The 23,952-nt window shown below is 71.1% G+C and carries 25 protein-coding genes; 15 read left to right on the forward strand and 10 right to left on the reverse strand.

Annotated elements, in window-relative coordinates; genetic code table 11:
• Positions 1–7 precede the first annotated feature (7 nt).
• The 4 genes from ACFVDP_RS41340 to ACFVDP_RS41355 all read left to right on the forward strand — a co-directional run bounded on the left by ACFVDP_RS41340 (position 8) and on the right by ACFVDP_RS41355 (position 3,417).
• Positions 8–721 (forward strand): VIT family protein, encoded by a 714-nt coding sequence (locus ACFVDP_RS41340; RefSeq protein WP_383502184.1) that lies wholly within the window; start codon positions 8–10, stop codon positions 719–721.
• 73 nt (positions 722–794) lie between these two features.
• Positions 795–1,679, forward strand: a complete 885-nt coding sequence (locus ACFVDP_RS41345; protein ID WP_383502187.1) for a sterol desaturase family protein — start codon at positions 795–797, stop codon at positions 1,677–1,679.
• A complete protein-coding gene (locus ACFVDP_RS41350; protein ID WP_383502190.1) occupies positions 1,676–2,350 on the forward strand; it encodes a lysoplasmalogenase in 675 nt (224 codons plus the stop codon). Before ACFVDP_RS41345 ends, ACFVDP_RS41350 begins: the two co-directional genes overlap by 4 nt.
• Positions 2,351–2,373: 23 nt before the next feature.
• Entirely contained in the window at positions 2,374–3,417 is a 1,044-nt protein-coding gene (locus ACFVDP_RS41355; RefSeq protein ID WP_383502192.1) for a zinc-dependent alcohol dehydrogenase family protein, read from the forward strand.
• A gap of 17 nt (positions 3,418–3,434) precedes the next feature.
• On the opposite strand, the gene ACFVDP_RS41360 is transcribed toward ACFVDP_RS41355, so the two are convergent.
• The 4 genes from ACFVDP_RS41360 to ACFVDP_RS41375 form a co-directional block, all read right to left on the reverse strand.
• Complete coding sequence (locus ACFVDP_RS41360) at positions 3,435–4,442, reverse strand: CopD family protein (RefSeq protein ID WP_383502195.1); 1,008 nt, start codon at positions 4,440–4,442, stop codon at positions 3,435–3,437.
• 130 nt (positions 4,443–4,572) lie between these two features.
• Positions 4,573–5,967 (reverse strand): CoA transferase, encoded by a 1,395-nt coding sequence (locus ACFVDP_RS41365; RefSeq protein ID WP_383502198.1) that lies wholly within the window; start codon positions 5,965–5,967, stop codon positions 4,573–4,575.
• A 70-nt stretch (positions 5,968–6,037) separates the two neighbouring features.
• A complete protein-coding gene (locus tag ACFVDP_RS41370) occupies positions 6,038–7,591 on the reverse strand; it encodes a S8 family serine peptidase (protein WP_383502201.1) in 1,554 nt (517 codons plus the stop codon).
• A gap of 72 nt (positions 7,592–7,663) precedes the next feature.
• Positions 7,664–9,190, reverse strand: coding sequence for a S8 family serine peptidase (locus ACFVDP_RS41375; protein WP_383502204.1), 1,527 nt, complete (start codon positions 9,188–9,190; stop codon positions 7,664–7,666).
• Between the two features lie 395 nt (positions 9,191–9,585).
• On the opposite strand from ACFVDP_RS41375, the gene ACFVDP_RS41380 reads away from it, so the two are divergent.
• The 3 genes from ACFVDP_RS41380 (at position 9,586) to moaA (ending at position 12,737) form a co-directional block, all read left to right on the forward strand.
• Complete coding sequence (locus ACFVDP_RS41380; protein ID WP_383502207.1) at positions 9,586–9,954, forward strand: DUF485 domain-containing protein; 369 nt, start codon at positions 9,586–9,588, stop codon at positions 9,952–9,954.
• Positions 9,951–11,579: a cation acetate symporter gene (locus ACFVDP_RS41385; RefSeq protein ID WP_383502210.1), complete on the forward strand. Its 1,629-nt coding sequence runs from the start codon at positions 9,951–9,953 to the stop codon at positions 11,577–11,579. The genes ACFVDP_RS41380 and ACFVDP_RS41385 overlap by 4 nt, the downstream gene beginning before the upstream one ends.
• A gap of 159 nt (positions 11,580–11,738) precedes the next feature.
• Entirely contained in the window at positions 11,739–12,737 is a 999-nt protein-coding gene (gene moaA / locus ACFVDP_RS41390) for a GTP 3',8-cyclase MoaA (RefSeq protein ID WP_383502213.1), read from the forward strand.
• A 22-nt stretch (positions 12,738–12,759) separates the two neighbouring features.
• Here the strand turns inward: moaA and ACFVDP_RS41395 are convergent, their stop codons facing one another.
• Together ACFVDP_RS41395 and ACFVDP_RS41400 are read right to left on the reverse strand one after the other, a co-directional pair.
• Positions 12,760–13,014 carry a hypothetical protein gene (locus ACFVDP_RS41395; RefSeq protein WP_383502216.1) on the reverse strand — a complete coding sequence of 85 codons (255 nt, stop codon included), beginning with the start codon at positions 13,012–13,014 and terminating at the stop codon, positions 12,760–12,762.
• A gap of 268 nt (positions 13,015–13,282) precedes the next feature.
• Positions 13,283–13,633: a DUF3099 domain-containing protein gene (locus ACFVDP_RS41400; protein WP_383502219.1), complete on the reverse strand. Its 351-nt coding sequence runs from the start codon at positions 13,631–13,633 to the stop codon at positions 13,283–13,285.
• Positions 13,634–13,862: 229 nt separating this feature from the next.
• On the opposite strand from ACFVDP_RS41400, the gene ACFVDP_RS41405 reads away from it, so the two are divergent.
• On the forward strand, positions 13,863–14,138 hold the full coding sequence (locus ACFVDP_RS41405; RefSeq protein ID WP_383502222.1) for a GlsB/YeaQ/YmgE family stress response membrane protein: 276 nt from the start codon (positions 13,863–13,865) through the stop codon (positions 14,136–14,138).
• A gap of 90 nt (positions 14,139–14,228) precedes the next feature.
• On the opposite strand, the gene tyrS is transcribed toward ACFVDP_RS41405, so the two are convergent.
• The 3 genes from tyrS to ACFVDP_RS41420 all read right to left on the reverse strand — a co-directional run bounded on the left by tyrS (position 14,229) and on the right by ACFVDP_RS41420 (position 18,491).
• The gene (tyrS, locus tag ACFVDP_RS41410; protein ID WP_383502225.1) at positions 14,229–15,503 is read right to left on the reverse strand and encodes a tyrosine--tRNA ligase; all 1,275 of its coding nucleotides are present in this window, start codon (positions 15,501–15,503) and stop codon (positions 14,229–14,231) included.
• 67 nt (positions 15,504–15,570) lie between these two features.
• Positions 15,571–16,971 (reverse strand): metallopeptidase TldD-related protein, encoded by a 1,401-nt coding sequence (locus ACFVDP_RS41415; RefSeq protein WP_383502228.1) that lies wholly within the window; start codon positions 16,969–16,971, stop codon positions 15,571–15,573.
• Positions 16,968–18,491: a TldD/PmbA family protein gene (locus tag ACFVDP_RS41420; protein WP_383502231.1), complete on the reverse strand. Its 1,524-nt coding sequence runs from the start codon at positions 18,489–18,491 to the stop codon at positions 16,968–16,970. The genes ACFVDP_RS41415 and ACFVDP_RS41420 overlap by 4 nt, the downstream gene beginning before the upstream one ends.
• 196 nt (positions 18,492–18,687) lie before the next feature.
• Between ACFVDP_RS41420 and fabG the strand changes: the two genes are divergently transcribed.
• From fabG to ACFVDP_RS41435, 3 genes are all read left to right on the forward strand, one after another.
• Positions 18,688–19,407 (forward strand): 3-oxoacyl-[acyl-carrier-protein] reductase, encoded by a 720-nt coding sequence (gene fabG / locus ACFVDP_RS41425; RefSeq protein WP_383502234.1) that lies wholly within the window; start codon positions 18,688–18,690, stop codon positions 19,405–19,407.
• Between the two features lie 5 nt (positions 19,408–19,412).
• A complete protein-coding gene (fabI, locus tag ACFVDP_RS41430; protein ID WP_383502237.1) occupies positions 19,413–20,198 on the forward strand; it encodes an enoyl-ACP reductase FabI in 786 nt (261 codons plus the stop codon).
• Positions 20,199–20,294: 96 nt separating this feature from the next.
• Entirely contained in the window at positions 20,295–20,639 is a 345-nt protein-coding gene (locus ACFVDP_RS41435) for a hypothetical protein (protein ID WP_383502240.1), read from the forward strand.
• Here ACFVDP_RS41435 and ACFVDP_RS41440 read toward each other — a convergent pair.
• On the reverse strand, positions 20,614–21,309 hold the full coding sequence (locus tag ACFVDP_RS41440; RefSeq protein ID WP_383502243.1) for a FadR/GntR family transcriptional regulator: 696 nt from the start codon (positions 21,307–21,309) through the stop codon (positions 20,614–20,616). The genes ACFVDP_RS41435 and ACFVDP_RS41440 overlap by 26 nt on opposite strands.
• A gap of 106 nt (positions 21,310–21,415) precedes the next feature.
• On the opposite strand from ACFVDP_RS41440, the gene ACFVDP_RS41445 reads away from it, so the two are divergent.
• From ACFVDP_RS41445 to ACFVDP_RS41460, 4 genes are all read left to right on the forward strand, one after another.
• Positions 21,416–22,756, forward strand: a complete 1,341-nt coding sequence (locus tag ACFVDP_RS41445; protein ID WP_383502246.1) for a CynX/NimT family MFS transporter — start codon at positions 21,416–21,418, stop codon at positions 22,754–22,756.
• Between the two features lie 29 nt (positions 22,757–22,785).
• Positions 22,786–22,905: an SGM_5486 family transporter-associated protein gene (locus tag ACFVDP_RS41450; protein ID WP_383502249.1), complete on the forward strand. Its 120-nt coding sequence runs from the start codon at positions 22,786–22,788 to the stop codon at positions 22,903–22,905.
• Between the two features lie 214 nt (positions 22,906–23,119).
• Positions 23,120–23,326: a hypothetical protein gene (locus ACFVDP_RS41455; protein WP_383502252.1), complete on the forward strand. Its 207-nt coding sequence runs from the start codon at positions 23,120–23,122 to the stop codon at positions 23,324–23,326.
• Positions 23,327–23,411: 85 nt separating this feature from the next.
• Positions 23,412–23,930 (forward strand): SixA phosphatase family protein, encoded by a 519-nt coding sequence (locus ACFVDP_RS41460; protein WP_383502255.1) that lies wholly within the window; start codon positions 23,412–23,414, stop codon positions 23,928–23,930.
• The last annotated feature ends 22 nt before the right edge of the window (positions 23,931–23,952 follow it).

Here is a 23,952-nt window from a genome sequence, read left to right on the forward strand (position 1 = left end):
TCACCCCGTGACCGAAACACCCACGCACGACGAAGCACACGGCGGCGCGCTCGGCTCGCGGCTCAACTGGCTGCGCGCCGCCGTCCTCGGCGCCAACGACGGCGTGGTCTCCACCGCGGGCCTCGTCGTCGGCGTCGCGGGCGCCACCGACGACCGCTCCACGCTGCTCACGGCCGGCCTCGCGGGGCTGCTCGCCGGATCGATGTCCATGGCGGCCGGCGAGTACGTCTCCGTCTCCACCCAGCGCGACTCCGAGAAGGCCGCGCTCGCCATGGAGAAGCGGGAGCTGAAGGAACAGCCGGAGGCCGAACTCCAGGAGCTGACGGACCTGCTGGCGGAGCGCGGCCTCAGCCGCGAGGTGGCCCGCGAGGCCGCCGAGCAGCTCACCGAACGGGACGCGCTGCGCGCCCACGCGCGCGTGGAGCTCGGTATCGACCCCGACGACCTCACCAACCCGTGGCACGCGGCCTGGGCCAGCTTCCTCGCGTTCACCGTGGGCGCCCTGCTCCCCCTCCTCGCGATCGTCCTCCCGCCCACCGCCTGGCGCCTGCCCGTCACGGTCCTCTCGGTCCTCGCCGCCCTCGCCCTCACCGGTTACAGCAGCGCCCGCACGGGCAATGCGGCCGTCGGGCGGGCGATCGCGCGGAACATGGGCGGGGGCGCGCTGGCGATGGCGGTGACGTACGCGGCGGGATCTTTGTTGGGAGCCGCCGGAGTCTGACGCCCTACCCCCGGTAATACTTGTCGGTAACAACATCTAGCGGGGGCCCCGTTCACGCCCGTACGGTGCACGCATGTCGACGCCCAACCTGCCCGATGTCGTGCTGTGGTCGATCCCCGCCTTCGTGCTGCTCACGATCGTGGAGATCGTGAGCGTACGGATCCATCCCGACGATGATGAGGCCGGATACGACTCCAAGGACGCGACCACCAGCGTCACCATGGGGCTCGGCAGCCTCGTCTTCGACTTCCTGTGGAAGATCCCGATCGTCGCGATCTACACGGCGGTGTACGAACTGACGCCGCTGCGCGTGCCCGTGCTCTGGTGGACGATCCCGCTGATGCTGCTCGCACAGGACTTCTTCTACTACTGGTCGCACCGGGGCCACCACGTCATCCGCGTCCTGTGGGCGTGCCACGTCGTGCACCACTCCAGCCGCAAGTTCAACCTCACGACCGCGCTGCGCCAGCCGTGGACGAGCGTGACCTCGTGGCCGTTCTACCTGCCGCTCATCGTCTGCGGAGTGCATCCGGCGGCGCTCGCGTTCTGCTCGTCGGTCAACCTCGTCTACCAGTTCTGGATCCACACCGAGCGCATCGACAAGATGTGGCGACCCTTCGAGTTCGTCTTCAACACGCCCTCCCACCACCGGGTCCACCACGCCTCCCAGGGCGGCTACCTGGACCGCAACTTCGGCGGCATCCTCATCGTCTGGGACCGGCTCTTCGGCTCGTGGGTGGCGGAGGTCGAGCGGCCCGTCTTCGGGCTCACCAAGAACATCAGCACGCACAACCCGCTGCGCGTGGCCACCCACGAGTACGCCGCGATCGCCAGGGACCTGAAGGCGGCCACCGGCTGGCGCGAGCGCGCCGGGCGGGTGTTCCGCGGACCCGGCTGGCAGCCCGAGCCGCAGCCCCGGCCGGAGCCCGCCGCCCCGGCCGTCGAGGGCGCCGCGTGACCCTGCCCCGGGCCCTGCGCACCGGCTTCCTCGCGGTGTGCGCCGCCGATCTCCTCGCGCTCCTCGCCGGAGCGCACACCGCGCACCTCGTCCTCAAACCGCTGCTGATACCCGCCCTCCTGGCGTACGTCGTCGCGTGCGGCGGGCCCCGGCTGCTGTGCGGCGCGCTGCTGCTGGGGTGGGGCGGCGACGTCCTGCTGCTGTTCGACGCCGACGCCGCGTTCCTCGCGGGGATGGGCTGCTTCGCCGCCGGGCACGTCTGCTACCTGGTGCTCTTCAAACGGCACGGGTCACCACGCGCGCGTGGCGGACTGCTCGCCGCCGGATACGGCATCGTCCTGGCCGTCACGGTCGTCGCGCTCTGGCCCGGTCTGCCGGCCGGCCTGCGCGGACCCGTCACCGGGTACAGCCTGCTGCTGACCGCGATGGCCTACGGCGCCTCGCGGCTCGCACCGACGGCCGGCGTCGGCGGCGCCCTGTTCCTGCTGTCGGACTCGCTCATCGCCATGGGCCTCGCCGACTGGCCGACGCTGCCGCGCCCCGACTTCTGGATCATGCTCACCTACGTGGCCGCCCAGTTCCTGCTGGCCCAAGGGGTGCTCGATGCGCGGCCCACGCCCGGAGCGGCGTACCGTGAAGGGAGCGTCGAAACCCGGCGCACCCCTCACTGACCTGCACAAAGGAACACCCCCCTATGCGCGCCACCACCATTCACGCCCCGTACGACATGCGTGTGGAGGACGTCCCCGAGCCCGTCGTCGCGCTGCCCACGGACGCCGTCGTACGCGTCCTGCGCGCCTGCATCTGCGGCAGCGACCTGTGGGCCTACCGCGGCGAGGCCGCGCGGCAGCCGGGGCAGCGCATCGGGCACGAGTTCCTCGGCATCGTCGAGGAGACCGGCAGCGAGGTGTCGGGCGTCCGGCGCGGCGACCTGGTGGTCGCGCCCTTCATGTGGTCCGACGGCGTGTGCGACTACTGCCGCGAGGGTCTGACCACCTCGTGCGAGCACGGCGGCTTCTGGGGCGCGGTCGGCTACGACGGCGGACAGGGCGAGGCCGTCCGCGTCCCCTTCGCCGACGGCACCCTCGTCCAGCTGCCCGCCGAGGCAGCTTCCGACGACCACCTGCTCTCCGCCCTCCTGACGCTCTCCGACGTCATGGGCACCGGCCACCACGCGGCCCTCGGCGCGGGTGTGCGCAAGGGCTCCACGGTCGCCGTCGTCGGCGACGGCGCGGTGGGCCTGTGCGGCGTCCTCGCGGCCAAGCGGCTCGGCGCCGAGCGGATCATCGCGCTCGGCCGCCACCAGGTCCGCACCGACATCGCCCGCACCTTCGGCGCCACCGACGTCGTCGCCGAGCGCGGGGACGCGGCCGTCGAGGCGATCCGCGAGCTGACCGGCGGCCAGGGCGCGCACGCCGTGATCGAGGCCGTCGGCACCGAGCAGTCCATGAACACCGCGGTGAACATCACCCGCGACGGCGGCGCCATCGGCTTCGTCGGCGTCCCGCACGGCAGCGGCACCGGCCTCGACCTGAGCGTCATGTTCAACCGGAACATCGCGCTGCGCGGCGGCGTCGCCCCCGTCCGCAGCTACATCCCCGAGCTGCTGCCCGACGTCCTGGACGGCACGATCGACCCGTCGCCCGTGTTCGACATGACGGTCGACATCGAGGGCGTGCCGGGCGGCTACAAGGCGATGGACGAGCGCACCGCCCTGAAGGTGCTCGTCACCAACTGACGGCCGTGCTCAGGGGGTCAGCCCCAGCGGATCGGCAGCGGCAGCGCCGTCAGGACCGCCGACACCGCGACCACGACCCCCAGCACCACGACCTCCGCGCGCGCGGGGACGTACGCCCGCGTACGGTCCCGCGCGCGGGACAGCCGCAGCCGCGCCACCAGGGCGAGCACGGCGACGACGACCACGAGGAGCACCTTCGCGAGCAGCGTGCGCCCGTACGCCGTCGAGGTCAGCTGGTCGAGGACCGTGCTCGACGGCATCCGGCGCAGCGTGCTGCACACCCCGGTCGCGGTGATCGCGGCGAGCAGCACCGCGGCCACGCGCGCGTAGAGGCCCATGAGCGCGGCGCCCGCCTCGGGAGCGCCGGCCCGCCACGCGTGTGTGGTGCGCAGTACGTACAGCAGGCCGCCCACCCAGAGAGCCGCGCTCGTGACGTGGACCAGGGTGAGCCCGGAGCCGATCAGCGGGGAGTCCTCGGACGGCGGGTGGGCGCGCAGCGCCTCCGCGACCGCCACGGCGGCCAGCGGCAGCAGCGCGGTGCCGGGGCGGCGGGTGCGCGCACACAGGGCCGCCACCAGGAAGGCGTTCACCTCGACGAGGGCCAGCGTGCCGTCCCGCGTCCCGTACAGGCCGCCGATGTCCAGCGCCGCGAGGCTGTCCGGGACCAGATTCCCGGAGGCCACCACGGAGGCCAGCCCCAGGGCGGCCACGAACCCCGCCCACGGCGCGTACGGCGACCAGCGGCGCGGCTGCCGCACGGCGGGCTCCACCCTGCGGGCGAGGAAGGCGGCGAAGATCTCCCCGGCCTGGACGCACAGCGCGGCGAACAGTACGGTCCGCAACAGCGCGATCCCGCCGGTGCCGGGCGCGGCGGCCTCGCCCGTGCCGTCGAGCGCGGCCCGCGGCCCGAACATCGGGATCAGGGCCGCCGCGGCGACGAGCACGACGACGGCGACGGCGCGCCCGGCGCCGGGTCTGCGGACGGGCGCGTCCGCGGGGGCGGACAGTTCGGTGGTCGGCGGCATGGAACTCACCAAAGGATCTTGACCAGCAGTTCCGCGTGCGGGCAAGTCCGGGTTCGGCCGGTGGACACGGTCACCCATGGCCAGGAAGACGCGTGGGCGGCGGCTGTGGTTCGCCGGGACCGCCGGGGCGTCACGGCGTCGGCCACACCGGCGCGTCGGCGCCCCAGCACCCGGGTGGCCGCCGCCAGTCGGTGGGGCCGCCGTCGAACGACACCGGCGGCAGCGCGTACCGCAGCCGGCCCAGCGGGCTGTCCGTCTCCGCGAGCAACACGGCCGGCTCCGGTGCCCCGCCGTCGCCGACGGGCTCCGGCCGCACTCCGTCCGTCAGCCAGTGCGCCGTCTGCGCGAGCGCGAGCCGGACCACCCGCGAACCGCCTCCGGTGGCCTGCTCGGTGAGTGCGCGCAGTACGGCCGCCGCCAGCAGATACCCCGTGCCGTGGTCGAGCGCCTGCGCGGGCAGCGCCCCGGGACCGCCTTCGCCGTCCATGTCGTCGCCCTCGACCGCCGCGATGCCCGTGGCGACCTGGACGAGGCTGTCGAAGCCGCGCCGCCCGCCCCACGGCCCGTACGCGCCCCAGGCCGACAGCGACGCGACCACCACACCGGGCCGCCGCTCCGCGAGCGATTCGGGAGCGAGTCCGAACCGGTCGAGCGCACCCGGCCGGTACCCCGTGACCACCACGTCCGCACCGGACAGCAGTTCCTCGAAGACGCGCCGGTCCGCACCGGATCCCAGGTCGAGCCGTGTCGAGCGCTTGCCGAAGCCCGTGTCGGCGTGCGCGTCCGGATCCTCCGGCAGCTGCGGCGCGTCCACCCGCAGCACGTCCGCGCCGAGCAGCGCCAGGGTGCGGGTGGCGACCGGGCCCGCGATGACCCGGGTCAGATCCAGGACCCTGAGGGGCTGCCGGAGTGCGCGGGGCGGCGCCGCGTCGAGCCGCTCCCGGGTCAGCAGCGGTCGGGCGGCCACCTGGGCGCCCTGCGGATGCGCCGCCCACTCCTGCGGTGTGCGCAGGGCGACGGCCAGACCGCCGGCCGCGTACACGGTCTCCTCGACCTCGTACGCCGACCGCTCGGCGAGCAGCGCCGCCACGTCCGCCACGGTCGCGTCCTCGCCGGCTCCGACCCCGACTCCGAGCGCCGCGCGCAGCCGGGCCCGGTGGTGCGGGTAGTTCGCGTGGGTGCGCAGCCAGCCGTCCCGCGTGCGCCAGAAGCGCGACAGCGGGGCGAAGCTGACGGGCGCGCGCCCGTCGACGAGCAGATGCCGCTCACTGGTGAAGGCCGTCGCCACCGCGCCGTCGTCGACCTGTACGGCGCCCACGTCGCGCCCCGCGCGCGTGGCGGCCAGTTCCGCGGCCGCGAGGGAGCACACGCCGACGCAGGCCGCGGCCAGTTCGCGCACGGGAAGGCGGGCGGGCAGCGCGCCCGCGCGCGTGAGGTGCGAGACGCGGGACAGCAGCGCGGGGTCTCCGCCGAGCGCGTCCCAGGCGGCGGCGGTGGCCGGGGAGGGGCCGGTTGCGTGGGTCATGTCGGCAGTGTGCCGCAGCAGTGAGGGGCGGGACCCGACCGGGCCCCGCCCCTCACCTCTCGACACGGCCCTACTTGGTCACGGCGTCCAGCGCGTCCGCCGTACCGGCACCGTAGAAACTGTTCTTGTTCTTGCCGCCCACGCACACCGCGTCGACCGTGCCGTCACCGTCGATGTCGTACGGGTCGGTGCACGCCGTCGCGTCGGCCTCCTTGTACAGAAGCGCCTTCACCTGCGCCGCCGAGGCATGCGGATGCGTCGACTTGATGAGCGCGGCGACGCCCGCGACATGCGGGGACGCCATCGACGTACCGGCCATGTACTGCCACGAGCCGCCCGGCACCGTGGACAGGATCAGTCCGCTGGTCGCCGGGGGAGCGGGCGTCTGGTAAGCGGTGCTGTCGCCGCCGGGCGCCGCGATGTCGATGACGCCCTTGCCGTAGTTCGAGAACGAGGCCTTGATGCCCTTGGCGCCGGTCGCCGAGACGGTGACCACGCCGGGCAGCTGCGACGGGATGTCGAAGCAGTCCTTCGTCTTGATGGTCCGGCTCGTCGGAGTCGAGTCGTCCGGCGAGGAGTCGTCGACGATCTCGTCCTGGGCGAGGTCGGTGGCCGCGTTGCCGGCCGCCGCGACGTTCACCGCGCCCTTGCGCTCCGCGTACTGCGAGGCCCGGGTGACGGCCGTGACGAGCGCCTTCTGGTCGGCGTCCGTCGTGCAGTTGAACAGCCAGGGGTCGGTGTAGTAGCTGGAGTTGGTGACGTCCACCCCGTGGTCGGCCGCCCACACGAAGCCGCAGACCACGGCCTCCGTGTAGTACATGCCGGTGGCGGGCTCCGCCACCTTCAGGCTCGCGACCTTCACGCCGGGCGCGACCCCGGTGACGCCGATGCCGTTCTTGGCGGCGGCTATCTCACCGGCCACGTGCGTGCCGTGCCCGGACTCGCCCGCCACCGGCCGCCACGCGTCGTCCTTCTGCACGGGCACCCCGCCCAGGCAGTTGGCCGACGCCTTCTTGTCGAAGTTGGGGGCCAGGTCCGGGTGGGTGTCGTCGATGCCGGAGTCGAGCACCCCGACCGTCACCTTCGGACTGCCCAGGGACACCTTGTGGGCCTTGTCCGCCTTGATCGCGGGCAGGTCCCACTGCAACGGCTCCAGCGGGTCCTGGTCCGCCGTGGCCGAGGCGGCCGCCTTCTTCGCCTCCGCCGCCGTCAGCACCTGCCGGGTGGCGAGGTCGTCGCTGGACTGCGCGGCCAGCGGCGCGGTGCGCGTGGCACCGGCCGACTCGACGCCGCGCACGGAGCGGATCGTTCTCGCGAAGTCCGGGTTCTTGGAGTGGGCGACGATGACACCGATCTTGTCGTACGCGATGACGACGGTGCCGCCGGCCTTGCCGATGGCCTTCTCCGCCGCCGAACCACCCTTGCCCGGGCGGACGTTGACGACATAGCTGAGGTCGGGTCCGTCGGCGGCGGGCGCGCTCGCCGGAGCGTGGCCCGCCGTGTCGGCCGCCGTCGCGGTCGCGTTCGGCAGGAAGGCCAGCGCCATGACCGCCGCGATGCCGAGCGGCAGGGCCAGGGGACGGCGGCCGCCGCGCGGACGCGGGCGGGAGTGGGGCGACGTCATGAAGTCTCCGTTCGGTCGGTGGTCGAGCCGAGTACGTACGTCATGGATGCGACAACTGAGCTGGAGAAACGGCTACTTGACGGCGTCGAGCGCGTCGACGATGCCGCGGCCGTAGAAGCCGTTGTCGCGCGTGCTGCCCTTGCAGGTCGCCTTGTACGTGCCGGTGCCGTCGGGGTCGTACGAGGCCGGGCAGGCCTGCGGGTCCGCCTGCGCCTTGAGCAGTGCCTGCAACTGCGCCGGAGTCGCCTTCGGGTGGCTCGACTTCAGCAGCGCGGCGACGGCGGCGGCGTGCGGGGACGCCATCGAGGTGCCCTGGAGGTAGCCGTACGCGTTGCCCGGAAGCGTCGACAGGATGCGGCCGTTGGCGTCCGGGGTGTCGGGGATCTGGAGCTTGTCGCCGCCCGGCGCCGCGATGTCGATGACGCCCCTGCCATAGGTCGAGTAGTACGACTTGGCCTTGTTCACGCCGGTCGCGCTGACCGTGACGACACCCGGCAGCTGGGTCGGCACGTCGAAGCACTTGTGCGGGTCGATGGTGCGGGTGACCGGCGTCGAGTCGTCGGGGCTGGAGTCGTCGACGATCGCGTCCGAGTCGAGGTCGTGCGACGAGTTGCCCGCCGAGGCCAGGTTCAGGGTGCCCTTGTGAGTGGCGTACAGCTGGGCCCGGTTCACCGCGTCGACGATGGCCTTCTGGTCGGGGTCGTCCAGGCAGTTGTACAGCCACGGGTCCACGTAATAGCTGTTGTTGGTGACCTCGATGCCGTGATCGGCGGCGAAGACGAAGGCGCAGACGACGCTCTCCGGATAGAACAGCTCCGTCTCCGGGTCGGCCACCCTGATGCCCGCTACCTTCACGCCCGGCGCGACGCCCGCGACGCCGACCCCGTTGCGGGCGGCGGCTATCTCACCGGCGACATGCGTGCCGTGGTAGTGGTCCGGGGTCGCGGGCCGCCAGGCGCCGTACGAGGTGTCCGCCTTGCCGCCGACGCAACTGGCCGACTGGGAGGGCGAGAAGTTCGCGCTGAGGTCGGGGTGGGTGTCGTCGACGCCGGTGTCGATGACGCCGACCGTGACCTTCCGGCTGCCCGGGTTGATCTTCGCCGCCTTGTCGGCGCCGATCGCCCGGAGGTCCCACTGGTTGGCCTCCAGCGGCTCCTGGCCCGAAGCCGCCTTCGCCGAAGCGGACTTGACCTCGGCGGCCGTCAGCTTCTGGACCTTGCCCTCGTCGGTGGTTCCGGCGACGCTGAGCGGCGCGGTGCGGGTGGCACCCGCCGAGGCGACGCCCTTCGCGGCGCGGACCCGCTTGCCGAAGTCCGGGTTCGCGGAGTGGACGACGAAGACGCCGATCTTCGCGTACGTCTCGACGACGGAACCGCCGGCCGCGGATATCGCCTTGCGCACCGAGGCGATCGTGCGCGCGTCCGTGCTCCGTGTGTTGACGACGTAGGCGAGCGAGGTGTCGGAGGCCGAACCGGCGTTCACCGAGGGTGAGTCGGCCGGTGCTGCGGCCGCGGACGGCAGGAAGCCGAAGGACGCCGTGAGCGCGATGCCGATCGGCAGCGCGAGGGCCATGCGTCGTCTGGCACGAAGATGAGCCATGGGATCTCCACATCATCCGTCGTTCAAGGGCGAATGGCGCATATGCGGAGGCATATGCGTAAAGCCCGAACACATGTGGTGCCCGGGCAGGTACATGACGCGTGGTGCGGTGCGAACGTATCTCTAGTCGCCGCAGGTCATCAACGAGTTCCGAAAGAAATCAAGGGAGTTGAACCGCTCCGTACGCGCCGCCGTGCCGTTGTGCAGGGGGCAAGGAGCACGATCCACCCCCCTGTCGGATCACGTCGGCTCGCTCTACCATCGCGACCCGGCCCACGTGATCCACGTCACCATGAGGTCCGAGAACACGTATGCCCGCACAGCCAGAGTCGCCCGCGACTCCCGCAACTCCCCTTGTCCAGTCCCCGAAAGTACCCGCACCACGAGGAGACTCCGTGGCCACCGACGCACCACCACCGCAGAAGGGCAGTCCGGACGAGCCCCGCGCGCTGCCCTCCACCGAGGAGTTCACCGAGGTGCAGCAGAGCGCGGAGTTCGGCGAACTGCGCCGCGCACACCGCTCGTTCGCCTTCCCGCTCGCCATCGCGTTCATCGCCTGGTACCTCGTGTACGTCCTGCTCTCCAACTACGCGGGCGACTTCATGGGCACCAAGGTCGTCGGCAACATCAATGTCGCCCTCGTCCTCGGCCTCGCCCAGTTCCTCACCACGTTCCTCATCGCCTGGTGGTACTCGCGGCACGCCGCCACTCAGCTCGACCCCAAGGCCGAGGCCATCAAGTCCCGTATGGAGGGCGGCGCATGAGCCCCGTCGCGTCACAGTTCACCCTGGCCGCCGCCGAGGCGAGCGACCACCGCCCGCTGATCATCACCCTGTTCTCGGTGTTCGTCGCGGCGACCCTCGTCATCACCGTATGGGCCGGGCGCCAGACCAAGAGCGCGTCCGACTTCTACGCGGGCGGACGGCAGTTCACCGCCTTCCAGAACGGCCTCGCGGTCTCCGGCGACTACATGTCCGCCGCGTCGTTCCTCGGCATCGCGGGCGCCATCGCCCTCTTCGGGTACGACGGCTTCCTCTACTCCATCGGCTTCCTGGTCGCCTGGCTCGTCGCCCTGCTCCTGGTCGCCGAACCGCTGCGCAACTCCGGCCGCTACACGATGGGCGACGTGCTCGCCTACCGGATGCGCCAGCGCCCGGTCCGCACCGCCGCCGGCACCTCCACCATCGTCGTCTCCATCTTCTATCTGCTCGCGCAGATGGCGGGCGCGGGCGTCCTGGTCTCGCTGCTGCTCGGCATCCAGTCGGACGCGGGCAAGGTCGGCATCGTCGCGCTCGTCGGCGTCCTGATGATCGTGTACGTGACCATCGGCGGCATGAAGGGCACCACCTGGGTGCAGATGGTCAAGGCCGTGCTGCTCATCGCCGGCGCCATCCTGCTGACGTTCCTGGTCCTGCTGAAGTTCGACTTCAACATCTCGGACCTGCTCGGCACGGCCGCCGAGAACAGCGGCAAGGGCTCGCCGTTCCTGGAACCGGGCCTCAAGTACGGCGCCACGGCCACCTCGAAGATCGACTTCATCTCGCTGGGCATCGCGCTCGTCCTCGGCACCGCCGGACTGCCGCACATCCTGATCCGCTTCTACACGGTGCCGACCGCCAAGGCCGCCCGTAAGTCGGTCAACTGGGCCATCGGCATCATCGGCGTCTTCTACCTGATGACGCTCGCGCTCGGCTTCGGCGCCGCCGCCCTCATCAAGCCGGACGAGATCATCGCCTCGAACAAGGCGGGCAACACCGCGGCACCACTGCTCGCCCTGCATCTGGGCGGCGTCGACTCCACCTGGGGCGCGATCCTGCTGGCGTCGATCTCGGCCGTCGCCTTCGCCACGATCCTCGCGGTCGTCGCGGGCCTGACCCTGGCCTCGTCGTCGTCCTTCGCGCACGACATCTACGCCAACGTCATCAAGAAGGGACAGGCGACCGAGAAGCAGGAGATGCGGGCCGCCCGCTGGGCCACGGTCTTCATCGGCATCGTCTCGATCGCCCTCGGCGCGCTCTCCCGCGACCTGAACGTGGCGGGCCTGGTCGCCCTGGCCTTCGCCGTCGCCGCGTCCGCGAACCTGCCGACGATCCTCTACAGCCTCTTCTGGAAGCGCTTCAACACCAGCGGCGCGCTGTGGTCGATCTACGGCGGCCTGTTCACCGCCGTCTTCCTGGTGCTCTTCTCGCCGGTCGTCTCCGGCAAGGAGACGTCCATGTTCAAGAACGCCGACTTCGACTGGTTCCCGCTGGAGAACCCGGGACTCATCTCGATCCCCGTCGGCTTCCTGCTCGGCGTCATCGGCACCTACCTGGCCAAGGACAAGGCCGACGCGGGCAAGTACGCGGAGCTGGAGGTTCGCTCCCTCACGGGCACCGGCGCCCACTGATCCCGGGTTCGTCCCGTGCCCCCGTCGAGCTGAGCTGGTAGCTCTCTACGACGGGGGCACGGCACGCTCGTGGGATCACCGGACTGTCGGTGTCGGACCCGTCACGTAGGCTCGGTGATTGTCAGGCCGCATACGCACGACAAGAGGGAGGGGGCCCACGTGCTCATCGACACCTATGGCCGGGTGGCCACCGACCTGCGGGTCTCGCTGACCGACCGCTGCAATCTCCGGTGCACGTACTGCATGCCCGAAGAGGGACTTCAGTGGCTGGGCAAGTCCGATCTGCTGACCGACGACGAGATCGTCCGTCTCATCAGAATCGCCGTCACGCACCTGGGCATCACCGAGGTCCGCTTCACCGGGGGCGAGCCCCTGCTGCGGCCCGGCCTGGTCGGCATCGTCGAGCGGGTCGCCGCCCTGGAGCCCCGCCCCCAGATGTCCCTGACGACCAACGGGATCGGGCTGAAGCGCACCGCCGCCGCCCTGAAGCAGGCGGGCCTGGACCGGGTGAACGTGTCGCTGGACACGCTGCGCCCCGACGTCTTCAAGACGCTGACCCGCCGCGACCGCCTCAAGGACGTCGTCGACGGCCTCGCCGCGGCCCACGACGCGGGCCTGACCCCGGTGAAGATCAACTCGGTCCTGATGCCGGGGCTGAACGAGGAGGAGGCGCCCGACCTCCTCGCCTGGGCCGTCGAGCACGACTACGAGCTGCGCTTCATCGAGCAGATGCCGCTGGACGCCCAGCACGGCTGGAAGCGCGAGGGCATGGTCACCGCGGGCGACATCCTGGCGTCGCTGCGCACCCGGTTCGAGCTGACCGCCGAAGGGTCGGGGGAGCGCGGCTCCGCCCCGGCCGAGCGCTGGATCGTCGACGGCGGACCGCACCGCGTCGGCGTCATCGCCTCGGTGACCCGCCCGTTCTGCGCGGCCTGCGACCGCACCCGCCTCACCGCCGACGGCCAGGTCCGCACCTGCCTGTTCGCCCGGGAGGAGACGGATCTGCGCGCGGCCCTCAGGTCCGAGGGCCCGGAGAGCGACGACGAGAACATCGCCCGCATATGGAAGCTCGCGATGTGGGGCAAGAAGGCGGGCTCCGGCCTGGACGACCCGTCGTTCCTGCAGCCCGACCGCCCGATGTCGGCGATCGGCGGCTGAGCGCCGACTCCTGACCCCCGAGTCAGTTCTGCTGCTCGGGGGACTCCCACTCGGCCAGCGGCACGACGTCCTTCAGGAACCCGCGCACGCCGAGGAACTGGGAGAGGTGCTCGCGGTGCTCGTCGCACGCGAGCCAGGTCTTGCGCCGCTCGGGCGTGTGCAGCTTCGGGTTGTTCCACGCCAGGACCCACACCGCGTCGGCACGGCAGCCCTTGGCCGAGCACTGCGGGATCGAGGGGGACGGCGGGGTCGGCCCGGACAGGTTCGCGAGATTCACGCCTCAACCTTAAACGGCCTGGAAAATCCGCAGGAAAACCGCCGGAAAGCTCTGGAAAAACCCCCGGGAAAAGGCGACGCCGAGCAGCCACGGGGGGAGCTGCCCGGCGTCGGTCCGTCGCTCCGACGGGGGATGCGGAGCGCGTACGCAGTATGTCACGCGCGACCCCGTACCCGGCACCGGAACCACATGATTGATCTGAGCTTTTCTTGAGCTTTATGGACCAGTCGTATCGTCCGCCGAAGCGGGCCCCGGACGGCCCCGACGGCTACGCGCGGTCCTCCGGACCGGATTCCGCTGAGCCCGCCGCAGGCGTCGGCGCGATCATCGGACGCGAGGGGGCGGGCACGAAAGTCGACGGCAGGTTCGGCGCGTTCTCCCGGCCGGCGTTGGCGATGACCACGGCCACGTAGGGCAGGAAGGCGCCCAGCACCAGGGTCACGATGGCGACGGGCCGCTCGACGTCCCAGAGCACGGCCGTGGCGATCACCGCGAGCGTGCGGATCCCCATCGAGATGACGTACCGGCGCTGCCGCCCGCGCACGTCCTCGGCAAGCCCCTGCCGGGCTCCCGTGATCCGGAAAACCTGTGCTCCGCCGCTGTCACTGCGCTTCCGCATCACATTCCACCACCCGCCGGCTCGCCGGACGCTCCCCGGTCCGGACCGCATCCACGTTACGCCGGGGCTGCGTCGGCTACGAGACCGGGGGAGCCCTGACCTGGGCGCGCCCACTGCGCCGTACCACGTATGGGGTGCCCCGACATGCGCCGTACGGAGTACGGCCGGAGACTGATCACACGTGAGTGGCGCAGGCCGCGCACTCCGCGCCGCTTGAGGAGGCGATGTCATGAGTTGGTTGTGGGCGATCATCGTGGGTCTGATCCTTGGCCTGATCGCGAAGGCGATCCTGCCGGGCAAGCAGCAGATCCCGCTGTGGCTGACGACGGTCTTCGGCATCATCGGCAGTGTTCTCGGCAACTGGGCGGCCACCGGCCTCGGCGTCAACGACACCAAGGGCATCGACTGGATCCGCCATCTGCTCCAGCTGATCGGCGCCGTCGTGGTCGTCGCGGTGGGCGACATGGCATGGACGGCACTACGAGGCAACAAGAGCCGTACCTAGCGCCGACGCCGAACCGAACGACCGAGGGCGCTGTCCCTTCCGCCCGGCGGAAGCGACAGCGCCCTCGATGTACGGACGTGATGCGGGACGCTAGGCGCCCTTCACCTCGACCGCGGCAAGGTTCTTCTTGCCGCGGCGCAAGACCAGCCAGCGCCCGTGCAGCAGATCATCGGTGCCCGGTACGTGGTCCTCGGCGGCGACCTTCACGTTGTTCACGTAGGCCCCACCCTCCTTCACGGTGCGCCGCGCGGCGGACTTGCTGGCCACGAGACCGACCTCGGCGAACAGGTCGACGACCGGACCCAGCTCGGTGACCTCGGCCTTCGGCAGCTCCGACAGGGCGGCGGCCAGCGTCGCCTCGTCCAGGTCCGCCAGATTGCCGTCGCCCTGACCGAACAGCGCCTTCGACGCGGAGATCACGGCGGCCGTCTGGTCGGCGCCGTGCACCAGCGTCGTCAGCTCCTCGGCCAGCGCGCGCTGGGCGGCGCGGGCCTGCGGACGCTCCTCGGTCTGCCGCTCCAGCTCCTCCAGCTCCTCGCGGGACTTGAAGGACAGGATCCGCATGTAGGTGGAGACGTCCCGGTCGTCCACGTTCAGCCAGAACTGGTAGAACGCGTACGGCGTCGTCATCTCCGCGTCCAGCCAGACGGCGCCGCCCTCGGTCTTGCCGAACTTGGTGCCGTCGGCCTTGACCATCAGCGGCGTCGCGATGCAGTGCGCCGTCGCCTCCGGCTCCAGGCGGTGGATCAGGTCGAGCCCGGCCGTGAGGTTGCCCCACTGGTCGGAACCGCCCTGCTGGAGCGTGCAGCCGTAGCGCCGGTACAGCTCCAGGAAGTCCATGCCCTGGAGCAGCTGGTAGCTGAACTCCGTGTAGCTGATGCCCTCCTGCGACTCCAGGCGGCGGGCCACGGAGTCCTTGGTCAGCATCTTGTTGACCCGGAAGTGCTTGCCGATGTCGCGCAGGAACTCGATCGCGGACATCCCGGCGGTCCAGTCCAGGTTGTTCACCATGACCGCCGCGTTCTCGCCCTCGAAGTCGAGGAAGGGCTCGATCTGCGAGCGCAGCCGGGTCACCCAGTTCGCGATCGTCTCCGGGTCGTTCAGCGTGCGCTCCGCCGTCGGGCGCGGGTCACCGATCTGGCCCGTGGCGCCGCCGACCAGCGCCAGCGGGCGCAGGCCCGCCTGCTGGAGGCGGCGCATGGTCAGCACCTGCACCAGGTGGCCGACGTGCAGGGAGGCCGCGGTCGGGTCGAAACCGCAATAGAACGTGACCGGACCGTCCGCGAGCGCCTTGCGCAGTGCGTCCTCGTCAGTGGACTGGGCCCACAGGCCGCGCCACTTCAGCTCGTCGACGATGTCCGTCACGGTTCTGAGTCTCCTCATACGTTTCTGAAAACTGATCCCTGCCAGTCTATGGGCGAAACCCGCGGGGTCAGACGCCCTGGCTGACCGAGCTCATGTTGAAGTCCGGCACCCGCAGCGCCGGCATCGCGGCCCTGGTGAACCAGTCGCCCCACTCGCGCGGCAGCGTCTTCTCCGTGCGCCCGGCCTCGGTGGCCCGGCCCAGCAGATCGACCGGCGACTCGTTGAACCGGAAGTTGTTCACCTCGCCCACGACCTCGCCGTTCTCCACCAGGTACACACCGTCGCGGGTCAGCCCGGTCAGCAGCAGCGTCGCCGGATCGACCTCGCGGATGTACCACAGGCAGGTGAGCAGCAGCCCGCGCTCGGTGGCGGCGACCATCTCCTCCAGCGACCTGCCCGAACCGCCGTCGAGGATCAGGTTGTCGCCCGCGGGCGCGACCGGCAGCCCGGTCAGCGCGGCGCTGTGCCGCGTCGTCGTCAGAGCCTTCAGCTCACCGTCGGAGATCCAGTCCGTCGCGGCGGCCGGCAGCCCGTTGTCGAAGACGGACGCGTCGTCCCCGGAGGCGTGCGCCAGCACGAACGGCGCGCACTCCAGGCCCGGCGCCTGCGGGTCGCTGCGCAGCGTCAGCGGCAGTTCGCTGAGCCGCTCGCCGACGCGGGTGCCGCCACCGGGCCTGCTGAACACGGTCCGGCCCTCGGCGGCGTCCCGCGCCCCCGCCGACCACAGCAGGTAGATCAGCAGATCGGCGACGGCGGTGGGCGGCAGCAGCGTCTCGTACCGGCCCGCGGGCAGGTCGATCCGCCGCTCGGCCCAGCCGAGCCGGGTGGCAAGCTCGGCGTCCATCGCGGCCGGGTCGACGTCCTTGAAGTCCCGCGTGGAGCGCCCCGCCCACGCCGAGCGCTTGCGGTCCGGCGACTTGGCGTTCAGCTCCAGCGTCCCGTTCGGCTGGTCGTGGCGCAGTCGCAGGCCCGTCGACGTACCGAGATAGCTGGAGGTCAGCTCGTGGTGGGCGAAGCCGTACAGCTCACGCCCGCCCGCCCTGGCCCGCGCGAACGCCTCCCCGAGCGCGGGCGCGAACTCCGCGAACACGTCCGACGAGGTCTCGGCCGGTGCCTCCGTGAAGCCGGACGCCTGCGGTACGCCGCTGACCAGCGGCTGCGCGTCCTCGGCTGGCCCGGCCTTGGCGGCGGCCTCCTCGGCGGCGCGGACCAGCGGTTCGAGGTCGTCGGCGGTCACCGCGGACCGGGACACGACACCGGTCGCCGTGCCCTCCTTGCCGTCGACGGTCGCGATGACGGTGAGGGTGCGGCCGCGCGTGACCCCGTTCGTCGTCAGCGCGTTGCCCGCCCAGCGCAGATTGGCGCTCGACGTCTCGTCGGCGATGACGACGCAGCCGTCGGCCCGCGACAGCTCCAGGGCGCGCTCGACGGTCTCGTACGGCTTGCTGCCGGACGTACGGGGGCTCATCGACCCGCCTCCTGAGTGGTGTTCAGAATGTTGACGCCCTTGAAGAGTGCGCTGGGGCAGCCGTGCGAGACGGCCGCGACCTGGCCGGGCTGGGCCTTGCCGCAGTTGAAGGCGCCGCCCAGGACGTACGTCTGCGGGCCGCCGACCGCCGCCATGGAACCCCAGAAGTCGGTGGTCGTCGCCTGGTAGGCGAAGTCCCGCACCTGACCGGCGAGCCGGCCGCCCCGGATCGCGTACGCGCGCTGCGCCGTGAACTGGAAGTTGTAGCGCTGCATGTCGATGGACCAGGACCGGTCGCCCACCAGGTACAGACCGTTGTCCACACCCGAGATGAGGTCCTCGGTCGACAGGCCGCCGGGATCCGGCTGCAACGACACGTTCGCCATCCGCTGTACGGGCACGTGCCCGGGGGAGTCGGCGTACGCGCACCCGTTGGACCGCTCGAACCCGGTGAGCCGCGCGATCCTGCGGTCGAGCTGGTAGCCGACCAGCGTCCCGTCCTTCACCAGGTCCCAGGACTGCCCCGCCACGCCCTCGTCGTCGTAGCCGATGGTGGAGAGCCCGTGCTCGGCGGTCCTGTCGCCCGTCACGTTCATGATCTCGGAGCCGTACTTGAGCTTGCCGAGCTGGTCGAAGGTGGCGAAGGAGGTGCCCGCGTACGCCGCCTCGTAGCCCAGCGCGCGGTCCAGCTCGGTGGCGTGCCCGATGGACTCGTGGATGGTCAGCCACAGATTGGACGGATCCACGACCAGGTCGTAACTGCCCGCCCGCACACTCGGCGCCCGCATCTTCTCGGCGAGCAGACCGGGCAGCTCGGCCAGCTCCCGCTCCCAGTCCCAGCCCGTCCCCGTCAGGTACTCCCAGCCCCGGCCGACCGGCGGCGCGATCGTGCGCATCGAGTCGAACTCGCCGCTGGAGTCGTCCACGGCGACCGCGGTGAGCTGCGGATGCAGCCGGACCCGCTGCTGGGTCGTCACGGTCCCGGCCGTGTCCGCGTAGAACTTGTTCTCGTGGACGGCCAGCAGGGAGGCGTCGACATGGCTGACCCCGTCGGCCGCGAGCAGCCCCGCGCTCCAGTCGGCGAGCAGCCCGGCCCGCTCCTCCTCGGGCACCGAGAAGGGATCGATCTCGTACGAGGAGATCCACGTCCGGTCCGCGTGCACCGGCTCGGCCGCCAGCTCCACCCGCTCGTCGGACCCGGCGGCCCTGAGCACCTGCGCGCTCAGCTTGGCCATCGCCACGGCCTGCGAGGCGACCTTCGCCGCGGCGTCCATCGTCAGGTCGACCCCGGAGGCGAAGCCCCAGCTGCCGCCGTGCACCACCCGCACCGCGTACCCGAGGTCGGTGGTGTCGGACGACCCGGCCGGCCGGGCGTCCCTCAGGCGGACGGCGGCGCCGCGCACCCGCTCGCAGCGGAAGTCCGCGTGCTCGGCGCCCAGGGCACGGGCGCGGGCGAGCGCCGCGTCGGCCAGGGCCCGCAGCGGCAGCGCCGTGAAGGCTTCATCGATCGTATGGGGCACAAAGGTCTCCCTGTTCGTCGCGGTTCCTCGCCACAGGTGGGCTCTGATCATGTCGCGGGACAGGGGTGTGCGGCCAGACCTTTCTGTAGGGACCCGACAGCGAGTCGCGTACGCCACTGTCGGTGGTCGATTCTCCGTACCAAGGGTCGTACCGATAGGTTTCGAGGACCACCACCGCTATCGAAAGGGTGATCCGTTGAGCCGCTCGGTTCTCGTCACCGGAGGAAACCGGGGCATCGGCCTCGCCATCGCCCGTGCCTTCGTCGAGGCAGGCGACAAGGTCGCGTTCACCTACCGCTCGGGCGAGCCGCCCAAGGAGCTCATCGACGCCGGGGCGCTCGCCGTCAAGTGCGACATCACCGACACCGAGCAGGTGGAGCAGGCCTACAAGGAGATCGAGGAGAAGCACGGCAACGTCGAGGTGCTCGTCGCCAACGCCGGCGTCACCAAGGACCAGCTCCTCATGCGCATGTCCGAGGAGGACTTCACGTCCGTCCTCGACACCAACCTCACCGGCACCTTCCGGGTCGTGAAGCGTGCCAACCGCGGCATGCTGCGCGCCAAGAAGGGCCGTGTCGTGCTGATCTCCTCCGTCGTCGGCCTGCTGGGCTCCGCGGGGCAGGCGAACTACGCCGCCTCGAAGGCGGGTCTGGTCGGTTTCGCGCGTTCCCTCGCCCGTGAGCTGGGGTCGCGCAACATCACCTTCAACGTCGTCGCCCCGGGTTTCGTCGACACCGACATGACCCAGGCCCTGACCGACGAGCAGCGCGCCGGCATCGTGGCGCAGGTGCCGCTCGGCCGGTACGCGAAGGTCGAGGAGATCGCCGGAGTGGTGAAGTTCCTGACCTCCGACGACGCCTCGTACATCACTGGAGCCGTCATCCCGGTTGACGGCGGATTGGGCATGGGTCACTGAGAACGATGACTAGTACTGGCGGAATCCTCGAGGGCAAGCGCATCCTCATCACCGGTGTGCTGATGGAGTCCTCCATCGCCTTCCACGCCGCGAAGCTGGCGCAGGAGCAGGGCGCGGAGATCATCCTCACCGCCTGGCCGCGGCCGACGCTGACCGAGCGCATCGCCAAGAAGCTGCCCCAGCCCGAGAAGGTCAAGGTCCTGGAGCTCGACGTCTCGAACGACGAGCACCTCGCCCGCCTCGAGGGCCAGGTCCGTGAGCACCTGGGCGACCGCCTCGACGGCGTCGTGCACTCCATCGGCTTCGCGCCGCAGGACGCGCTCGGCGGCAACTTCCTGAACACGCCGTTCGAGTCCGTGGCCACCGCCATGCACGTCTCCGCCTTCTCCCTGAAGTCGCTGACGATGGCGCTGCTGCCGCTGATGAGCGAGGGCGGGTCCGTCGTCGGCCTCACCTTCGACGCCCAGTTCGCCTGGCCGCAGTACGACTGGATGGGCCCGGCCAAGGCCGCCCTGGAGGCCACCAGCCGCTACATGGCGCGCGACCTCGGCAAGCACGACATCCGCAGCAACCTGGTCTCGGCCGGCCCGCTCGGCTCCATGGCCGCCAAGTCCATCCCGGGCTTCAGCGACCTCGCCGCCGTGTGGGACTCCCGCTCCCCGCTGGAGTGGAAGCTGGACGACCCGGAGCCGGCCGGCAAGGCCATCGTCGCCCTGCTGTCGGACTGGTTCCCGAAGACGACCGGCGAGATCGTCCACGTGGACGGCGGGCTGCACGCCATCGGCGCCTGAGCCTGATCCTGAACCGAGTGTGAGTCGCCCGTTCGGCTCACAGATCGGGCAGACACAAGAGACCTCCCCGCACCCTGGGTGCGAGGAGGTCTCTTTGTGCGCCTGCCCCGACGCATAGCCCCGGCCCTCGCCGTCGTACTCCTGCTCGCCGTACTCCCGTACGACGCCGCGTCCGACGAAAAGCCCGACAAGCCCAAGCGTGAACTCTTCGGTGCCCAGTGCCGCACCGAGGTCGACGGATCACGGGTGAGCGCCGTCTGCCACAACCCGTATCCGGGCGTCGACGCCGTCGCCCTGCACATCGAGTGCGATCAGTGGTGGGACATCGACACCGACTCCGCGCAGCGGGAGGTGGGCCCCGCCGAGACCGTGCGGCTCGACGGGCGGTGCTGGAAAGCGGTGCGGGACGTGTGGGTCAGTCACCGAAAGGTGGCGGAGTGAGACGGCCCGGGCGGCACAGGAACGGGTAACCCGCCGCCTCCGTGGCCGCGGCCTCCGCGTCGCCGTCCCGGATCGCGTCGACCAGCCCGGCGTGGTCCATGTGGTTCTCGGCGGTGAGCCGCTCGCCCACGTCCTCGCGCAGCCAGTCCCGCAGCACCTCGCCGAGGTCCGCGTACATCGCCGTCATCACGTCGTTGTGGGACGCCGCCACCACGGCCATGTGGAACGTCGCGTCCGCCGTCACGAACGCCTCCGTGTCGCCCGACTCCCACGCCTCCTCACGGCGTACGAGCAGCGCGTCCAGCTGCTTCAGATCACGCTCCGTGCGCCGCACAGCGGCCAGCTTCGCCGCACTGGACTCCAGCGTGGAGCGCAGCTCGGCGATGTGCCGCGGATCGGCCTCGGCGAACCGGCGCTGCATCACCCCGGCCAGCTCGCTCGTCGCCACGACGTACGTGCCCGAGCCCTGCCGGATGTCGAGCAGCCCGTTGTGCGCGAGGGCGCGCACCGCTTCGCGCACCGTGTTCCGCGCCACACCCAGCTGCTCCACCAGCTCCGGCTCCGTCGGGATCCGGGAGCCCACAGGCCACTCGCCCGAGGAGATCTGGGCGCGCAGGGCGGTGATGACCTGCTCGGAGAGGGCCGAGCGCCGGGGGGAGGTCAACGGCATGTGACGTTTCCTTCGTGCGGACGGACTGCGAACAGTAGCGAACCGACGGAACAACCGACGGCACCGATTGGACAGTCAATCATCCCATGATTCTAAGATGGGTCTCATGGCTAGTGAGGACACCCCGACGATGGCGCCGCCGAGCGCCGATTCCCCGATACCCCGCGACGCGCGTACGGAGAAATCGGAGAAAGCAGAGCAAGGCGGAGGTGCCTCCCCGCGCGCGTGGGTGATGCGCCTCGTCCCCGTCGGCATCGTCCTCGCGGCCCTGAACCTGCGGCCCGCCATCACCAGCCTCGGCGCCCTCCTCGAAGAGGTCCGCGACGGGCTCGGCATGAGCGGCAGCGTCGCCGGACTGCTCACCTCCGTACCGCCGCTCTGCTTCGCCGTCTTCGGCGTGATGGCGCCGCGCTTCGCCAAGCGGTTCGGGGCGAGCGCCGTCGTCTGCTTCGGCATGGCGGCGATCACCGCGGGCCTGATCATCCGCCCGTACACCGGCAACACCGTCGGCTTCCTGGTCGCCAGCGCCCTGGCGCTGATGGGTATCGCGGTCAGCAACGTCCTGATGCCGGTCATCGTCAAGCGCTGGTTCCCCGACCGCGTCGGCTCCATGACCGGCCTCTACTCGATGGCACTCGCCGCCGGCACCTCGCTGGCCGCCGCCGCGACCGTGCCCATGACCGACGGCCTGGGCGGCAGCTGGCAGACCGGGCTCGCCGTGTGGGCCGTGCTCGGCGCCCTGGCCCTGCTGCCCTGGATCCCGCTGGTGCGCCACAACGGCCCCGCGGAGCCGGCCGGAACGCAGCGGACGCAGCAGACGAAGGGGACACAGACCGGCGGCGCGGCCGAGGACGGCCTGCGCATCACCCGCAGCCGCACCGCCTGGGCGCTCGCCGTCTTCTTCGGACTCCAGGCCACGGCCGCGTACATCACGATGGGCTGGATGGCGCAGATCTTCCGCGACGCAGGGGTCTCCGCCTCGACCGCCGGCATCCTGCTCGCCGTCACGATGGTGATGGGCGTGCCGCTCGGCTTCGTCATCCCGCGCGTCGCCGCCCGGCTGCCCAGCCAGGGCCCGATGGTGATCGCCCTCGGCGTGTGCGGTCTGGCCGGATACGCGGGCCTCTACCTCGCCCCCGCCTCCGGCGCGTGGGTCTGGGCGGTCCTGCTCGGCATCTCCAACTGCGCCTTCCCGCTGGCCCTCACCATGGTCGGCATGCGCGCCCGCACGGGCGCCGGCGTCGCCAAGCTCTCCGCGTTCGCCCAGTCCACCGGCTACCTGATCTCGATCCCGGGACCGCTGCTCGTCGGCGTCCTCTACCAGCACAGCGGCGGCTGGGGCGTGCCGATCGCGCTGATGGCCGCGCTGATGGTGCCGCAGATCGTGATCGGCGTCTTCGCGGGCCGCAACCGGACGATCGAGGACGAACTCGCCCCCGCGTCCTGACGTTCGGGGACGGGTGCGACACTTGCCGCATGTCGCCTGTGCTCGAGCCGAACCCGCAGAACAGCCAGAAGAAGCTCCTCGCCGTCCTCGGCGTGATGCTGGCCGTCACCGTGATCGTCGCCGTCGTCGCGACCCTCGCCTCACCGTGATCCCACCCTCGGAACGCTGAGCTCCGCGACCGGGGGTGGGGTTAACTCCACCGTCCCCTAGGGGGCCAGGCTCAGGGTCAACTGGGTGGATCACCGGATGGGCCCCGGGCCGTCCGATCCGTACCGTCGAACTGTCGCCGAGAACCGGCGGCGCGACAGGCGAAGAAGACGCACGCGACCAGGTCGCACGGCGTCACGGATCACGGAGGCGTTCATGTCGGCCCCCTCGCACACCCGGTCCCACCCGGCAGCCACGGGCGGCGTCGACATCCGGCTGCCCTGGTGGGCGGTCGTCCTGCCGGCCATCGCCTTCGTGGCGCTGCTCCTGCTGATCCTCAACCCGGCCGACGGACAGGCCGCGGCGGCCGATCCGACCGTCGCCCACGTCCTCGCCCGCGCCAAGGACCTGCTGCTCCCGTAGGCCGTTTCCGGCCCTGTTCACCCATGGCGGGCGAGCCCGTCAACTCCCTGCGCCCCGTGCCCGGTTTCGTGCGAAGCTGGGACGCATGAGCGTCGCAGAACCCCGCAGGATTGTCCTTTTCCGGCATGCCAAGGCGGACTGGCCCCAGGTCTCCGACCACGAGCGGCCGCTGGCCGAGCGGGGCCGCAGGGACGCCCCCGTCGCCGGCCGCAAGCTGGCCGACTCGGGAGTCCCCTTCGACCTGGCCCTCTGCTCGACCGCCGCCCGCACCCGCGAGACCTGGAAGCTCGCCGTCGCCGAACTGGCCGAGCGGCCCAGGACCGTGTACGAGGAGCGGATCTACGAGGCGTCGCCGGGCGAGCTGATCGCCGTGCTGAACGAGACGCCGGACGACGTGAACAACATCGTCCTGATCGGCCACAACCCCGGTATGCAGGCCCTCACCGAGATCCTCACCGCGGACGCCGAGGGTGACACGCGTGAGCGGCTCGACCGGCGCGGCTTCCCGACCGCCGCCTTCTGTGTGCTCACGTACTCCGGCCCCTGGAAGAGCCTGGAGCCCGGCACGGCCACGCTCGCCGACTACTGGGCGCCGAGCGAGTAGATCCCCGTAACCCTCGTACGTA

Origin of the sequence: Streptomyces sp. NPDC057694, from assembly GCF_042799415.1 — a bacterium.
Taxonomy (GTDB): Bacteria; Actinomycetota; Actinomycetes; order Streptomycetales; family Streptomycetaceae; genus Streptomyces.

Bases quoted from the DNA above. Each gene is read 5' to 3' on its own strand.
- ACFVDP_RS41375 (WP_383502204.1), bottom strand. From the start codon at position 9,190: ATGGCTCATCTTCGTGCCAGACGACGCATGGCCCTCGCGCTGCCGATC.
- ACFVDP_RS41460 (WP_383502255.1), top strand. From the start codon at position 23,412: ATGAGCGTCGCAGAACCCCGCAGGATTGTCCTTTTCCGGCATGCCAAG.
- ACFVDP_RS41415 (WP_383502228.1), bottom strand. From the start codon at position 16,971: ATGAGCCCCCGTACGTCCGGCAGCAAGCCGTACGAGACCGTCGAGCGC.
- ACFVDP_RS41400 (WP_383502219.1), bottom strand. From the start codon at position 13,633: ATGCGGAAGCGCAGTGACAGCGGCGGAGCACAGGTTTTCCGGATCACG.
- ACFVDP_RS41370 (WP_383502201.1), bottom strand. From the start codon at position 7,591: ATGACGTCGCCCCACTCCCGCCCGCGTCCGCGCGGCGGCCGCCGTCCC.
- fabI (WP_383502237.1), top strand. From the start codon at position 19,413: ATGACTAGTACTGGCGGAATCCTCGAGGGCAAGCGCATCCTCATCACC.
- ACFVDP_RS41385 (WP_383502210.1), top strand. From the start codon at position 9,951: ATGAGCCCCGTCGCGTCACAGTTCACCCTGGCCGCCGCCGAGGCGAGC.
- ACFVDP_RS41440 (WP_383502243.1), bottom strand. From the start codon at position 21,309: ATGCCGTTGACCTCCCCCCGGCGCTCGGCCCTCTCCGAGCAGGTCATC.
- ACFVDP_RS41455 (WP_383502252.1), top strand. From the start codon at position 23,120: ATGTCGGCCCCCTCGCACACCCGGTCCCACCCGGCAGCCACGGGCGGC.
- ACFVDP_RS41360 (WP_383502195.1), bottom strand. From the start codon at position 4,442: ATGCCGCCGACCACCGAACTGTCCGCCCCCGCGGACGCGCCCGTCCGC.
- ACFVDP_RS41365 (WP_383502198.1), bottom strand. From the start codon at position 5,967: ATGACCCACGCAACCGGCCCCTCCCCGGCCACCGCCGCCGCCTGGGAC.
- ACFVDP_RS41345 (WP_383502187.1), top strand. From the start codon at position 795: ATGTCGACGCCCAACCTGCCCGATGTCGTGCTGTGGTCGATCCCCGCC.
- ACFVDP_RS41355 (WP_383502192.1), top strand. From the start codon at position 2,374: ATGCGCGCCACCACCATTCACGCCCCGTACGACATGCGTGTGGAGGAC.
- ACFVDP_RS41450 (WP_383502249.1), top strand. From the start codon at position 22,786: ATGTCGCCTGTGCTCGAGCCGAACCCGCAGAACAGCCAGAAGAAGCTC.
- ACFVDP_RS41445 (WP_383502246.1), top strand. From the start codon at position 21,416: ATGGCTAGTGAGGACACCCCGACGATGGCGCCGCCGAGCGCCGATTCC.
- ACFVDP_RS41405 (WP_383502222.1), top strand. From the start codon at position 13,863: ATGAGTTGGTTGTGGGCGATCATCGTGGGTCTGATCCTTGGCCTGATC.